At 47.0% G+C, this 13,602-nt stretch carries 15 protein-coding genes; all 15 read left to right on the plus strand.

Annotated features, from left to right (window positions below):
- The first annotated feature begins 5 nt into the window (after positions 1–5).
- The 15 genes from RH85_RS00775 to ccmI all read left to right on the plus strand — a co-directional run bounded on the left by RH85_RS00775 (position 6) and on the right by ccmI (position 13,542).
- Positions 6–2,201, plus strand: coding sequence for a chemotaxis protein CheA (locus RH85_RS00775; protein WP_006710263.1), 2,196 nt, complete (start codon positions 6–8; stop codon positions 2,199–2,201).
- Positions 2,202–2,229: 28 nt separating this feature from the next.
- The gene (locus RH85_RS00780; protein WP_006710264.1) at positions 2,230–3,363 is read left to right on the plus strand and encodes a protein-glutamate methylesterase/protein-glutamine glutaminase; all 1,134 of its coding nucleotides are present in this window, start codon (positions 2,230–2,232) and stop codon (positions 3,361–3,363) included.
- A 10-nt stretch (positions 3,364–3,373) separates the two neighbouring features.
- Positions 3,374–4,150, plus strand: coding sequence for a ParA family protein (locus tag RH85_RS00785; RefSeq protein ID WP_006710265.1), 777 nt, complete (start codon positions 3,374–3,376; stop codon positions 4,148–4,150).
- Positions 4,143–5,243 carry a chemotaxis protein CheW gene (locus RH85_RS00790; RefSeq protein ID WP_006710267.1) on the plus strand — a complete coding sequence of 367 codons (1,101 nt, stop codon included), beginning with the start codon at positions 4,143–4,145 and terminating at the stop codon, positions 5,241–5,243. Before RH85_RS00785 ends, RH85_RS00790 begins: the two co-directional genes overlap by 8 nt.
- A 36-nt stretch (positions 5,244–5,279) precedes the next feature.
- Positions 5,280–5,774, plus strand: coding sequence for a chemotaxis protein CheW (locus RH85_RS00795; RefSeq protein ID WP_006710268.1), 495 nt, complete (start codon positions 5,280–5,282; stop codon positions 5,772–5,774).
- Positions 5,774–6,274, plus strand: a complete 501-nt coding sequence (locus RH85_RS00800) for a DUF2802 domain-containing protein (protein WP_006710269.1) — start codon at positions 5,774–5,776, stop codon at positions 6,272–6,274. The genes RH85_RS00795 and RH85_RS00800 overlap by 1 nt, the downstream gene beginning before the upstream one ends.
- A gap of 218 nt (positions 6,275–6,492) precedes the next feature.
- Entirely contained in the window at positions 6,493–7,113 is a 621-nt protein-coding gene (ccmA, locus tag RH85_RS00805) for a cytochrome c biogenesis heme-transporting ATPase CcmA (RefSeq protein ID WP_006710270.1), read from the plus strand.
- A gap of 14 nt (positions 7,114–7,127) precedes the next feature.
- A complete protein-coding gene (ccmB, locus tag RH85_RS00810; protein WP_039948320.1) occupies positions 7,128–7,784 on the plus strand; it encodes a heme exporter protein CcmB in 657 nt (218 codons plus the stop codon).
- A 107-nt stretch (positions 7,785–7,891) separates the two neighbouring features.
- Positions 7,892–8,644 (plus strand): heme ABC transporter permease, encoded by a 753-nt coding sequence (locus tag RH85_RS00815; protein ID WP_006710272.1) that lies wholly within the window; start codon positions 7,892–7,894, stop codon positions 8,642–8,644.
- 2 nt (positions 8,645–8,646) lie between these two features.
- On the plus strand, positions 8,647–8,853 hold the full coding sequence (gene ccmD, locus RH85_RS00820; RefSeq protein ID WP_006710273.1) for a heme exporter protein CcmD: 207 nt from the start codon (positions 8,647–8,649) through the stop codon (positions 8,851–8,853).
- Positions 8,850–9,335 (plus strand): cytochrome c maturation protein CcmE, encoded by a 486-nt coding sequence (gene ccmE / locus RH85_RS00825; RefSeq protein WP_006710274.1) that lies wholly within the window; start codon positions 8,850–8,852, stop codon positions 9,333–9,335. The genes ccmD and ccmE overlap by 4 nt, the downstream gene beginning before the upstream one ends.
- Positions 9,332–11,290, plus strand: coding sequence for a heme lyase CcmF/NrfE family subunit (locus tag RH85_RS00830; RefSeq protein ID WP_006710275.1), 1,959 nt, complete (start codon positions 9,332–9,334; stop codon positions 11,288–11,290). Before ccmE ends, RH85_RS00830 begins: the two co-directional genes overlap by 4 nt.
- 1 nt (position 11,291) lies before the next feature.
- A complete protein-coding gene (locus tag RH85_RS00835; RefSeq protein WP_006710276.1) occupies positions 11,292–11,843 on the plus strand; it encodes a DsbE family thiol:disulfide interchange protein in 552 nt (183 codons plus the stop codon).
- A complete protein-coding gene (locus RH85_RS00840; RefSeq protein ID WP_006710277.1) occupies positions 11,843–12,322 on the plus strand; it encodes a cytochrome c-type biogenesis protein in 480 nt (159 codons plus the stop codon). The genes RH85_RS00835 and RH85_RS00840 overlap by 1 nt, the downstream gene beginning before the upstream one ends.
- Positions 12,322–13,542 carry a c-type cytochrome biogenesis protein CcmI gene (ccmI, locus tag RH85_RS00845; protein ID WP_006710278.1) on the plus strand — a complete coding sequence of 407 codons (1,221 nt, stop codon included), beginning with the start codon at positions 12,322–12,324 and terminating at the stop codon, positions 13,540–13,542. Before RH85_RS00840 ends, ccmI begins: the two co-directional genes overlap by 1 nt.
- Positions 13,543–13,602: the final 60 nt, after the last annotated feature.

A 13,602-nucleotide genomic window follows, 5' to 3' on the forward strand; every position in this document is an offset into this window, starting at 1 on the left:
AACTTATGAGCTACGAATTAGACGAAGATATTCTTCAGGACTTTTTAGTTGAGGCGGGTGAGATTCTAGAGCTGCTTTCAGAGCAGTTGGTAGAGCTTGAAAACAACCCGGATGATAAAGATCTACTTAACGCCATTTTCCGTGGTTTCCACACGGTAAAAGGTGGGGCTGGTTTCTTGGCGCTAACCGAACTGGTTGATACTTGTCACGGTGCCGAAAACGTGTTTGATATTCTACGTAATGGGCAACGTAAAGTAACTGCAGACCTAATGGATACAATGCTACGTGCATTGGACGCTGTTAACCTACAGTTTCAAGCAGTTCAAGACGGCGAACCTCTACCTCCTTCAGAACAATCCCTTCTTGATGAATTACATCGTCTAAGCAAGCCTGCTTCAGCAGAAGAGGCTGTCGTAGCTGCACCAGTAGCAGCTGAACCTGTGATTGAAGTTGCCCCTGTCGTTGAAGCGCCAGCACCTGTGGCTGCGGCAGTGAGTGAGTCGGCAAACTCAATCGACGAGATTACGCAAGACGAATTTGAAAAGCTACTTGATGAGTTGCATGGTTCAGGCACTGCGCCCGGTGGTTCGGCGCCAGCACCTGCTCCTCAAGCTGCACCTGCGCCAGTGATGGAAAGCAGTGGCGATATTACCGATGATGAATTTGAAAAGTTATTGGATGAATTACATGGCTTAGGCAAAGGTCCGGGTAAAGAAGAAAACGTTGTTGCGAGTGCGCCTCCTGCACCGGCAGCGCCAACTCCAGCACCTGCGGCAAGCTCTGGCGATGAAGATCTGATGACTGACGCCGAGTTTGAAAAATTACTCGACGAATTGCATGGACAAGGCAAAGGCCCAAGTCCAGAAGAGCTTGAAGCGGCCACTAAGCCGGTTGCGCAAGTAGAAGCTCCAGTTGTCGCAGATCCAGAAGCGGTTGCTCCACCACCAGTGGTTCCAGCCCCTGTTGCTGCTACGCCTGCTCCGGTGAAGAAAGATGCACCAGTACCGGCGAAAAAACAACAAGCTGAGGCGACCGTACGCGTAGACACCTCAACGCTCGATATCATCATGAATATGGTGGGTGAGTTGGTATTGGTTCGTAACCGATTATTGAGCCTTGGCTTAAATAGCGCTGATGAAGAAATGTCAAAAGCGGTATCTAACCTTGATGTCGTGACCGCCGATCTACAAGGCGCGGTGATGAAAACGCGTATGCAGCCAATTAAGAAAGTATTTGGCCGTTTCCCTCGCGTGGTCCGTGATCTTGCGCGTAGCTTGAATAAAGACATCACGCTAGAAATGCGTGGTGAAGATACCGATTTGGATAAAAACTTAGTAGAAGCACTTGCGGACCCATTGATCCACTTGGTGCGAAACTCAGTTGACCATGGTATCGAAATGCCGGAAGACCGCGTAAAAGCGGGTAAATCACGCACCGGTAAAGTGATTCTATCCGCTGCACAAGAAGGTGATCATATCCAGCTTGCGATCGTTGATGATGGCGGCGGTATGAACCCTGACGTGTTGCGTGGCATTGCAGTTAAACGCGGTATGATGGATGAAGATGCAGCATCACGCTTGACCGACAAAGAGTGTTTCAACCTTATCTTTATGCCGGGCTTCTCGAGTAAAGAGAAAATCTCAGATATCTCAGGCCGTGGTGTCGGTATGGACGTAGTGAAAACGGCCATCAATACCCTAAACGGTTCGATTGATATTGATTCAGAGATGGGCAAAGGTACTCAGATTACCATCAAGGTACCATTGACTCTTGCGATACTACCGACCTTGATGGTTGGTGTTGCAGGACATCCATTTGCCTTGCCATTGGCGAGCGTGAACGAAATCTTCCACCTAGACCTTAGCCGCACTAACGTGGTTGATGGCCAATTGACCATTATCGTTCGCGATAAGTCTATCCCACTGTTCTATTTACAAAACTGGTTAGCGCCACGTGCAGGCTTTGTCGAGCAACGTAAAGGCCACGGTCATGTTGTTATTGTGCAGTTAGGCAGCCAGCGTGTCGGTTTTGTGGTCGATACCTTAATTGGACAAGAAGAAGTCGTGATTAAGCCGCTCGATAATCTGCTGCAAGGTACGCCAGGTATGGCGGGTGCAACGATCACCAGCGATGGACATATTGCCTTGATTTTAGATGTGCCTGATTTGCTTAAACGCTATGCATCAGCTTCTCGAATCTAAGTAATCGTTGAACAATTAAAGGAAAATCATGGCAATAAGAGTTTTAGTCGTCGACGATTCTAGTTTTTTTCGTCGTAGAGTCAGCGAGATTATTAATTCCGACGCGCGTCTAGAAGTTCTAGACGTCGCGACCAACGGAAAAGAAGCAGTAGAGAAAGCGCTGCAGCTTAAACCTGACGTTATTACGATGGATATTGAAATGCCTGTGATGGACGGTATTACTGCCGTTCGTGAAATCATGGCATCGAATCCTATTCCTATTTTGATGTTTTCATCGTTGACCCACGATGGCGCCAAAGCCACTTTAGATGCTTTGGATGCGGGCGCTCTGGATTTCTTACCGAAAAAGTTTGAAGACATTGCGCGCAACCGTGATGAGGCGGTTAGCCTACTGCAACAACGTGTGATTCAAATTGCTGCGCGTCGTAATTTTATGCGTCGCCCTGCTGCACCGCGCACTGTCCCAGCGGCTGCTTCGACAGCGACCACGGCAAGAGCGACGACGTCAGCATTGCGCAGTGCACCAACCGCAGCGCCTACCGCTCGTCCGGTATCACCTGCAGCACGCTTCAAAGCCAGTGGTAAAAAATATCAATTGACGGCAATTGGCACCTCCACCGGTGGTCCTGTTGCTCTGCAGAAAATACTGACTAAGTTGCCAGCAAACTACCCACACCCAATCGTGCTGATTCAGCATATGCCAGCAACATTTACCGCGGCATTTGCCAGTCGCTTAAATTCACTGTGTAAGATTGAAGTGAAAGAAGCGGCCGACGGCGATGTTCTAAGACCGGGCGTTGCTTATCTTGCTCCAGGTGGTAAACAGATGATGGTCGAAGGTCGTCCTGGTTCTGCTAAATTACGCATCATTGATGGCGGCGAGCGCATGAACTACAAGCCATGCGTGGATGTAACGTTTGGTAGTGCAGCAAAAGTCTACGCAGATAAAGTCTTGTCTATGGTGCTCACAGGTATGGGTGCGGATGGGCGCGAAGGTGCACGTATGCTGAAAACAGCAGGTGCAACCATTTGGGCGCAAGACGAAGAAAGCTGTGTTGTGTACGGCATGCCTCAAGCGGTGGCAAAGGCGGGGATTTCAACCGAAGATCTTCCGTTAGAGCGAATTGCTGAACGTATGTTGGTCGAAGTCGGCCTAGCTTAGAGGTAAGGCAATGATCGTTTGGAGTATTGCAAACCAGAAAGGTGGCGTTGGTAAAACGACGACCACCATTACGTTGGCTGGTTTGTTAAGCAAACAAGGTAAGCGAGTATTACTAGTGGATACTGATCCACATGGCTCCCTCACGACTTATTTGGGTTATGACTCTGATAACGTGCCTTCTAGCTTGTTCGATCTGTTTCAATTAAAAGAGTTTACCGAGCATTCCGTGATGCCACTGGTCATGGACAGTGATATTCAAGGTATTGATATCATTCCAGCGCATATGTCATTAGCGACACTGGACCGTGTGATGGGCAACCGGAGTGGAATGGGCTTGATTCTCAAACGCGCTTTAGCCGCGGTTAAGAATCACTATGACTATGTTCTTATTGATTGTCCGCCGATTCTTGGCGTTATGATGGTTAATGCTCTCGCGGCCAGTGATCGCATATTGATTCCAGTACAAACGGAATTTTTGGCGATGAAAGGGCTTGAGCGTATGGTGAGAACGTTGGCGATTATGCAAAAATCGCGTAATAAAGCGTTTAAAGTCACCATCATTCCAACCATGTATGACAAGCGAACGCGGGCATCGCTACAAACGTTGCAGCAGCTTAAGAAAGATTACCCAAATCAAGTTTGGTCATCCGCGGTACCGATTGATACCAAATTTAGAGATGCAAGTATTAAGCATTTGCCGGTTTCTCACTTTGCCTCAGGCAGTCGAGGTGTCTTTGCTTATAAACAATTGCTTTTGCACCTAGAGAGGCTGGCGATTAATGAGTGAAGAGATACAACTTTCCAGTGAAAAAGCGTTAGATGACTACTTCAATTCATTATTATTTGAAGATGAAGAGTTACAAGCACTTGTGACCCCCGATGTGGATGACACTATGCTTGCAGAGCCAGAGCCAGAGCCAGAGCCAGAGCCAGAGCCAGAGCCAGAGCCAGAGCCAGAGCCAGAGCCAGCAATCGATGACTATGCGCTTGAGCCAATGATTCAAGTTACTGAAGATACGTACTTTTATCATCCGATAACGGCTGAAATTGAAGTACCGAATCTTGAAGATGTTGAACGGTTACTAAAACAACTTGAAGCCTCTAATCCAGTTGAAGATCTTGAGCTGGATGAAGTGATGGACCAAAATACCGTCCAGATCGCCCAAGAGGTTCAGGCCAAAGAGTTAACGGAAGAAATTCAAGAGTGGGATCTAGAGCCTTACGCTGAAACCGTTGAAGAGCCAGCAATTATGCAGGAAATCGAGCCGACCTATGTTGAGCCGATTGCCCCTGCAGTTGAAGTTTCTGCAACACAAGTTTCTGCTCATGAGGTGATTGATTCAGAGCCTGCTCTCGAAACTGATATACAGAGTATTCCAGAAACGCAAGCGGGCGGCCTACTTACCAGCACTTGGCAAAGTACCCAACGCGAGCAAGATTTTCAGGTGCTCTATTTTGATGTTAACGGTGTTACGTTTGCGGTGCCGCTCGACGAGCTTGGTGGTATCCACCAATTGTCGACACTGAGTCACCTGATCGGGCGACCAGCTTGGTATCTCGGTTTACAGTCGACTCGTGAAGCCCAATATGATGTGGTTGATACTGCGAAGTGGGTGATGGCGGATAAGTTAGCCAACGACGACTACAAAGAAGAATACAAATATATTGTTATGCTCGGTTCGAGTCTTTGGGGCTTAGCCTCAACACAGCTGATGGGGACAGAGCTCCTCAATGCTGAAAAGGTTCGCTGGCGAGAAACAGCAGGTAAACGACCATGGCTAGCAGGCATGGTGAAAGAAAAAATGTGCGCTTTGATCCATGTTGAAGCATTGATCACTATGCTAAATGCTGGACTTGATGTAAAAGCATTAGACTATTAGAAATGTACGCCGATAAGGGCTTAGAGAGGTTAAGGTATGTCTCATACTAGCGAAGTTGAAGTGAGAAAAGATCAGTCAAATGACGAAGTGCTTCAGTGGGTGACGTTCCAATTAGAAGAAGAAACTTACGGCATTAACGTAATGCAAGTACGTGAAGTTCTACGTTATACGGAAATTGCTCCAGTACCGGGTGCACCAGACTATGTTCTTGGTATCATCAACCTTCGTGGCAACGTTGTGACTGTTATCGATACACGTTCTCGCTTTGGTTTGATGGAAGGTGAAATCACCGATAACACTCGTATTATCGTTATCGAATCTGAGCACCAAGTTATCGGTATTCTGGTCGACAGCGTTGCGGAAGTGGTTTACCTACGTTCTTCTGAAATTGATACGACGCCAAGCGTTGGTACAGATGAAAGTGCGAAATTCATTCAAGGTGTGAGCAACCGCGAAGGCAAGCTACTGATCTTGGTTGATTTGAACAAGCTTCTTTCTGACGAAGAATGGGATGAGATGGCTCATCTGTAATGAATATTGATACTAGCTGGCTTAGTGAAGCTCCTGCGATTACCGCAGGAGCGATAACGTTTGTATTACTCATATTGCTATTTAGCGTATTGCGAGCGAAACGCAACCAGCGTCTTGCTGCTGAGCAGGTCAGGCAACAACACCGTCACCTTGAAAGAGAGCTACAAAAAGCCAATAAGCAGCTTTTAGAGGTTCGTTCAGTGGTGATCGGCTTAGGCCAAAAGGTCAGCGAGCAAGAAGATATTATTCAACATCTTCTCCAGAGAATTAAAGAGCTAGAACAGGCGGACGGTGACGGCCGTATGTATTCGCGAGCAACCAAAATGGTTCAGCTTGGTGCGGATTTGAATGAACTGATAGAAGAGTGTGAACTGCCAAAAGCAGAGGCGGAGTTAATGATGTCTTTGCAAAACAAATTGTCAGGTCGCGAAAAAATCCCGCCTCTTGAAGGCATGCACGACCCATCGTTGTTAAAACGACGTCGGATGCAAGGGAAGTAATACCAAAAGGATGCCACTAGGCATCCTTTTTTGATCCGGCTAAGCCACTACTGAGGGATTGGTATGATCGTATGTAGCCAAATAATGACAATTGAGTCAAATTATAGATAAATATTAATAACTTCTTACTTAGTTTCGTGATTCGTAAAGCTCTAGCACTATGTTGTCAAAAAGTGGCTGTGGTAAGATATTCACTCCAATTTCCTTAGTGACTGCACATGCTTGAAGTAAAACAATTAACGGCAATTCGCGATGAAAGAGTTTTGTTCGAATCTCTGTCTTTTAAAATAGAGAGTGGCGAACTGGTTCAAATCGAGGGTCGTAACGGTACCGGCAAAACAACCTTGCTGCGTATCGTCACAGGATTGGGTGACCGAGATGATGGCGAAATTTTTTGGAACAATGAAGCGATTGAATCAAACCGCGATGCATACCATCAAGATTTGTTGTTTTTAGGCCATCAAACGGGGATCAAAAGAGAGCTAACCGCGTATGAAAACCTGCGATTTTACATTTCGATCCATAGTAAAAAACCGGCCGATAAAGAGACGATCTATAATGCTTTGATTAAGGTAGGTTTAGCGGGAAGAGAAGATGTACCAGTAGCGCAGCTTTCTGCCGGTCAGCAACGCCGTGTTGCGTTAGCTCGTTTATGGTTAAGCGATCATAAACTGTGGATCTTAGATGAGCCACTAACGGCAATCGATAAGCAGGGTGTTAAAGTACTCGAAGCGTTGTTTCTTAAGCATGCTGAGCAAGGTGGCATTGTGGTTTTGACTACCCACCAAGATATGTTTGCTGATAATCCAAAACTGAGAAAAATTAAGTTGGGTGGTTAACTGTGTTTGGCATTATGAACTCCATTATTCGACGTGAGCTGTTAATCGCGTTTCGTCGCCAAGCGGATGTATTTAACCCTTTGTGGTTTTTCATCATTGTTATTACCTTGTTCCCGTTAAGTATTGGGCCTGAGCCAAACTTATTGGCGCGAATTGCGGCGGGGATTGTGTGGGTTGCGGCTCTCTTGTCTGCACTGTTGTCGTTAGAGCGACTATTGCGTGACGATTTTCAAGACGGTGCGCTGGAACAGATGATGTTGATGCCTGTGCCACTGCCACTGATGGTGATCTCAAAAGTGATCGCGCACTGGGTGCTCACAGGCTTACCTCTAATTTTAATTAGTCCTTTGTTGGCTGTATTGTTGTCACTAGATTTTGATACATGGCTTGCGGTTGTTTTGACCTTGTTAGTGGGTACACCAACACTGAGTTTTATCGGCGCAATCGGTGTTGCGTTGACCGTAGGGCTACAAAAAGGCGGCGTGTTATTGAGTTTGTTGATATTGCCGTTGTATATACCCGTATTGATTTTTGCGACATCAGCAATCGATGCCGCTTCTCTCGGTATGGCTTATAACGGGCAATTGGCGGTATTAGGCGCAATGTTTATGGGGGCATTAACGTTAACTCCGTTCGCGATTAGTGCCGCATTGCGTGTAAGTGTAAATTAATTGTTTTTGATCAAGCACGAAAATTTCCCAGTATATAAATTACAAAACTATTAATAGCTAGGCGCTATGACGTTTAGTTGAAAATGAAGTAAAGAGTGAGAATGACGATGTGGAAATGGCTCCATCCGTACGCTAAGCCTGAATCGACTTACCGACTTTGCGGTAAGTTACTACCATGGTTTGCCGTTCTGGCATTGTCTTGTTTGGTGCTTGGCACCGGTTGGGGGCTTGCTTTTGCACCTTCCGATTACCAACAAGGCGATAGCTTTAGAATTATCTACATACATGTACCATCCGCGATTTGGTCGATGGGCGTCTACATGTCTATGGCGATCGCAGCATTTATTGGCATAGTCTGGCAAGTTCGCATGTCTAACATGGCCGCCCTTGCGATGGCGCCTATTGGCGCGCTGTATACCTTTATCGCCTTATTGACCGGCGCGATTTGGGGCAAGCCAATGTGGGGTGCTTGGTGGGTATGGGATGCTCGTCTTACTTCAGAATTAATTCTGCTTTTCCTTTATTTAGGCGTGATTGCGCTTTACCACGCGTTTGATGATCAAAAAACAGCGGCAAAAGCGGCGGGTATTTTGGCCATTGTTGGTATTATCAACCTGCCGATCATTCACTTCTCAGTGGAGTGGTGGAACACCTTGCACCAAGGTGCCACGATTACTAAATTCGATAAGCCTTCGATTTCTAACGATATGCTATGGCCGCTATTGCTTAATATCGCAGGTTTTGCCTTCTTCTTTGGTACCGTCACTATGATCCGTTTACGTAATGAGATCATAAGTAAAGAGAGCCATCGCCCGTGGGTGGTTGCTCTGTCATCTCGCTCAACTCAGAGAGGTAACTAAGCATGCATTTTGACTCTTTGAGTGATCTTTTAGCGATGGGTGGCTATGCCAGCTACGTGTGGAGTGCATTTGGTATTACTTTCGTGTCGATGATCATATTGCTGATTAGCAGTGTTCGTCGCCACACAACATTACTTAACGAAGTTCAGGCAAAGATCGAGCGCCAAGCTCGTATTGATGCGGCGAAGAATTTGGAGAACACTCTATGAACCCAAGACGTAAAAAGCGGCTCGCTATTGTTCTAGCCATTGTTCTTGGTGTTGGTTCAACTGTGGGCCTAATGCTTTATGCTTTAAACCAGAATATGGATTTGTTCTATACGCCAACTGAATTGGTGCAAGGTAAACCGGATGGCACAAAACCGACGGTTGGTCAGCGCTTGCGTATCGGTGGCATGGTGGCTGTGGGTTCGGTGAGACGCGATCCTGAATCGTTAAGAGTCTCTTTCGACTTGCACGATGTAGGCCCGATGGTCACTGTGGTTTATGACGGCATCTTGCCTGACTTATTCCGTGAAGGTCAGGGCATTGTGGCACAAGGCGTGTTGGTGGATGCAACAACGATAGAAGCACATGAAGTGTTGGCGAAGCATGACGAAGAATACATGCCGCCTGAAATAGCAGAAGCGATGGAAAAAACCCATCAACCGCTTCAGTACACAGATTCTCAAAAACAAGGAAGCGGTCAATGATTGCTGAAATTGGTCATTTTGCGCTGATTTTGTCGCTTGCCATGGCTGTGCTATTAAGCATTCTGCCATTGGTAGGGGCATCGCGTAATAATACCTTACTGATGAACTCCGCCCGACCGCTTTCGTGGGCGATGTTCTTACTCCTATTTCTTTCGTTCGCCGTTCTGCTGTGGGCATTTTATAGCAACGATTTCACTGTAAGCTATGTTGCGAACAACTCGAATACTCTACTGCCTTGGTACTATCGCCTAACCGCAGTATGGGGTGCCCATGAAGGGTCATTGCTGCTTTGGGTTCTTATTCAAGCTGGTTGGACTGTTGCAGTCGCAACCTTTAGCCGTGGCATGCCACAAGAGTCGGTTGCACGCGTATTGGCTGTGATGGGGATGATCAGTGTTGGTTTCTTACTGTTTATCATTCTGACTTCTAACCCATTCCTGCGCACACTGCCGTTCTTCCCTGTGGATGGTCGTGATCTAAACCCACTGCTGCAAGATCCGGGTTTGATTATTCACCCTCCAATGCTGTACATGGGCTATGTTGGCTTCTCAGTGGCTTTCTCTTTTGCTATTGCGTCTCTGATGACTGGTCGTTTAGATACGGCGTGGGCACGTTGGTCTCGTCCTTGGACAACCGCGGCGTGGCTATTTCTAACGCTAGGTATCTCACTAGGTTCATGGTGGGCCTATTATGAACTTGGCTGGGGTGGTTGGTGGTTCTGGGACCCAGTAGAAAATGCTTCTTTCATGCCTTGGCTTGCGGGTACGGCATTGATGCACTCACTTGCGGTGACAGAAAAACGTGGCACCTTTAAAGCGTGGACAGTGTTACTTGCTATCTCAGCTTTCTCATTGAGCTTACTGGGTACCTTCTTAGTACGTTCAGGTATTCTGGTTTCAGTACACGCGTTTGCTTCCGATCCATCACGCGGTATGTTTATTCTGGCATTCCTCGTATTCGTAATCGGTGGTTCGCTACTGTTGTTTGCCGTGAAAGGCGCGTCGGTTCGAGTGCGTGGTAACTTTGAACTTGCTTCGCGTGAGAACGCTCTGCTTGCCAACAATGTGTTGTTGATGGCGGCACTAATGGTTGTTCTGGTGGGGACATTGTTACCGCTGGTCCACAAACAGTTAGGCTTAGGCTCGGTTTCTATCGGCGCACCATTCTTCGATATGTTGTTCGCGTGGCTAATGATCCCATTCTCGTTTGTATTGGGTATCGGGCCTCTGATCCGTTGGAAGCGTGACGATTTGAGCGCATTGGCTAAACCGATGATCATTAGTGGTATCGGCTCAGTGTTGCTGGCTGGACTTTTCAACTGGATGTTCTCTGATTACTTCGTCTTCATGACCTACTTAGGTTGGTTGATGGCAATGTGGATCGTGTTGCTACACGGGTTTGAACTACATCAGCGCGCGACTCACCGTCACAGCTTTGCTGTGGGTGTACGTAAGCTACAACGTAGCCACTGGGCAATGATGTTGGGTCATATCGGCTTAGCCGTGACCATCATCGGTATTGCAATGGTGCAAACACACAGTATTGAGCGTGATGTACGTTTGTCTCCGGGCGATAACTTCCAGCTTGAAGGCTACAACTTCCATTTCTCTGGTGTTCGCGATCACGACGGCCCGAACTATGACGGCTACATCGCGGATTTTGAAGTAACGTTAGATGGTAAGTACATCAATACTCTACATGCAGAAAAACGTTTCTATAAAACAGCGCGTTCGATGATGACCGAAGCGGCAATTGATCGCAGTTTCACGCGCGATCTATACGTAGCCTTGGGCGATCGTCTTGATGACGGTCAGTCATGGGCAGTGCGCCTGTACTACAAACCGTTTGTAAACTGGATTTGGGCAGGCTCAGTCTTTATGGCGCTTGGCGGCTGCGTTGCGATCAGTGACCGACGTTACCGTTTCCGTAAACCAGCCAAGAAGCAGGAGGCATAATATGAATAAGAAGTTATTGTTTATTCCACTGCTGGCATTCTTGGCGTTGGTTGCAGTCTTTACTACCCAGTTAGTGCGAAACTCAGAAGGGGATGACCCAACCAAGCTAGAGTCAGTGCTAGTGGGCAAGCATGTTCCTGAGTTTCGTCTCGAAGACTTAGCTGAGCCGGGTAAGCTTTACGATCAAGCGATCTTCAAAGGCGAGCCTTTGCTGCTAAATGTCTGGGCAACGTGGTGTCCAACTTGTTATGCCGAGCACCATTACCTCAATGAGTTGGCAGGACAAGGGGTGAAAATCATTGGTCTTAATTATAAAGATCAGCGTGATAAAGCCGTGACATGGCTTAATGATTTGGGCAACCCATACTTAATCAGCTTGTTTGATGGTAACGGTATGCTGGGGTTAGATTTGGGCGTCTATGGCGCACCAGAAACGTTTTTGATTGATGCCAATGGTGTGATTCGCTATCGCCATGTTGGTGATGTGAATTCACGTAACTGGAAAGAAACCCTACAACCTATGTATCAACAATTGGTTGAGGAGGCGAAATAATGAAAAAATGGTGTATCGCGCTGTTTGCCGCCCTCACTTTTTCAATGGCCGCTCATGCGACGATTGAAGTGTATGAATTTGAAACCTTGGAGCAAGAGCAGCAGTTTAAAGATCTCGGTAACACACTGCGTTGTCCAAAATGTCAAAACAATACCATCGCAGATTCTAACGCGGAACTGGCTCAAGATCTGCGCCACAAAGTGTACGAGATGACCAAAGACGGTAAGTCGAAAGGTGAAATCGTAGACTATATGATTGCGCGTTACGGTAATTTCGTGACTTACAATCCACCATTTACACTCGCAACCTCTATTTTATGGTTGGGGCCACTTTCTGTGGTCGTGATTGGCTTCGGTCTTATCGTTGTGCGTAGCCGCAAAGCGAAACAACCTCAGCCAGCTGATGATAAATGGAATGAGAACAAAGAGCAGCGACTGAAAGCTCTGCTCGATGAAGAGAATGATGGAGACAAGCAGTAATGACCTTATTTTGGATTGCATCAATCATTCTGGTGGCTCTGAGCGGTATATTGGTGGCATGGCCATTCATTAACCGCAAAGAAAATACCGACCAAGCACTGCGTGATGAGCTCAATAAAGCGCTGTATAAGGATCGCTTAACCGAGCTTGAAGTCGAAAATGAAGAAGGGCTGATGGATGATCAGCAAGAGTTGATTGCTGACCTTAAGCAGTCTTTGCTTGATGATATTCCGTCGCAAGACCAAACCAAGGTTGAAAGCAGTATCAACCCATGGCTGGTTATCGTGCCTTCAATGTTACTGACCGTGATTCTTTCTTATGGTTTGTACTACAAATTTGGCGCGGCTGATGATGTAGTGGAATGGCAACAAGTTAACGACAACTTACCAGCACTGTCGAAGAAGCTAATGTCTCCAGAAGGCGCAGCTTTGAGCGAAGATGAAATGCGTGACTTGACGTTAGCACTGCGTACCCGTCTGCACCATCAACCGAACGATGCAACGGGCTGGTTGCTGCTTGGACGTATTGCATTGGCTAACCGTGATGTTGATACCTCAATCGGTTCGATGAATAAAGCTTACAAGCTGGATTCAAACAGCCCTGATGTAATGTTAGGTTATGCGCAAGCGCTGATGCTGTCGCAAGATGACGTTGATCAAGATAAAGCGCGTTCATTGCTCGGTAAACTGGTACAAATGAATTACATGGATGTGCGTGTATTCTCATTATTGGCCTTTGACGCCTATGAACGTAAAGACTTCTCTGCCGCAGTGCGTTACTGGAGCATCATGCAACAGATGATTGGCCCGCAAGACGAGCGTTATCAAATGCTCGATCGCAGTATTACTAATGCCAAAAATCAAATGGGTGATAAAGCGGTAACGGGCGCATCAGTGTCAGTGGCGATTACGCTTGCCGATACGGTTAATGCCAGTCCTGATGCTGCGCTGATTGTGTCAGTACATACGGCTGATGGTGCGCCAATGCCCGTGGCGGCGGCTCGTTATCCTCTCGGTTCGTTTCCACGAACGGTGGTGTTGGATGATAGCAACAGCATGGTACAAGGTCGTAAGCTGTCGCAGCTAGAAGACTACATGGTACGTGTTCGTATTGATAACGACGGTAACGTTGCGACCTCACAAGGTGACTGGTTTGGTGAGAGCCAGGCCACTAAAATGGGTCAAGCGGTAGCGGTAATTGTGGATAGACAGTACCAATAGCGGAAAATAATGCGTAAACTTAGGCCGGTAATCTACCGGCCTTTTTTTATGGAAAAAATA

It is taken from the genome of Vibrio ichthyoenteri ATCC 700023 (assembly GCF_000222605.1).
Lineage (GTDB): Bacteria > Pseudomonadota > Gammaproteobacteria > Enterobacterales > Vibrionaceae > Vibrio > Vibrio ichthyoenteri.

Coding starts and splice junctions, on each gene's coding strand:
- RH85_RS00840 (WP_006710277.1), top strand. CDS start 11,843: ATGAAAAAATGGTGTATCGCGCTGTTTGCCGCCCTCACTTTTTCAATG.
- RH85_RS00800 (WP_006710269.1), top strand. CDS start 5,774: ATGAATATTGATACTAGCTGGCTTAGTGAAGCTCCTGCGATTACCGCA.
- RH85_RS00795 (WP_006710268.1), top strand. CDS start 5,280: ATGTCTCATACTAGCGAAGTTGAAGTGAGAAAAGATCAGTCAAATGAC.
- ccmE (WP_006710274.1), top strand. CDS start 8,850: ATGAACCCAAGACGTAAAAAGCGGCTCGCTATTGTTCTAGCCATTGTT.
- RH85_RS00835 (WP_006710276.1), top strand. CDS start 11,292: ATGAATAAGAAGTTATTGTTTATTCCACTGCTGGCATTCTTGGCGTTG.
- RH85_RS00785 (WP_006710265.1), top strand. CDS start 3,374: ATGATCGTTTGGAGTATTGCAAACCAGAAAGGTGGCGTTGGTAAAACG.
- ccmD (WP_006710273.1), top strand. CDS start 8,647: ATGCATTTTGACTCTTTGAGTGATCTTTTAGCGATGGGTGGCTATGCC.
- RH85_RS00775 (WP_006710263.1), top strand. CDS start 6: ATGAGCTACGAATTAGACGAAGATATTCTTCAGGACTTTTTAGTTGAG.
- ccmA (WP_006710270.1), top strand. CDS start 6,493: ATGCTTGAAGTAAAACAATTAACGGCAATTCGCGATGAAAGAGTTTTG.
- ccmB (WP_039948320.1), top strand. CDS start 7,128: ATGAACTCCATTATTCGACGTGAGCTGTTAATCGCGTTTCGTCGCCAA.
- RH85_RS00830 (WP_006710275.1), top strand. CDS start 9,332: ATGATTGCTGAAATTGGTCATTTTGCGCTGATTTTGTCGCTTGCCATG.
- RH85_RS00790 (WP_006710267.1), top strand. CDS start 4,143: ATGAGTGAAGAGATACAACTTTCCAGTGAAAAAGCGTTAGATGACTAC.
- RH85_RS00815 (WP_006710272.1), top strand. CDS start 7,892: ATGTGGAAATGGCTCCATCCGTACGCTAAGCCTGAATCGACTTACCGA.
- ccmI (WP_006710278.1), top strand. CDS start 12,322: ATGACCTTATTTTGGATTGCATCAATCATTCTGGTGGCTCTGAGCGGT.
- RH85_RS00780 (WP_006710264.1), top strand. CDS start 2,230: ATGGCAATAAGAGTTTTAGTCGTCGACGATTCTAGTTTTTTTCGTCGT.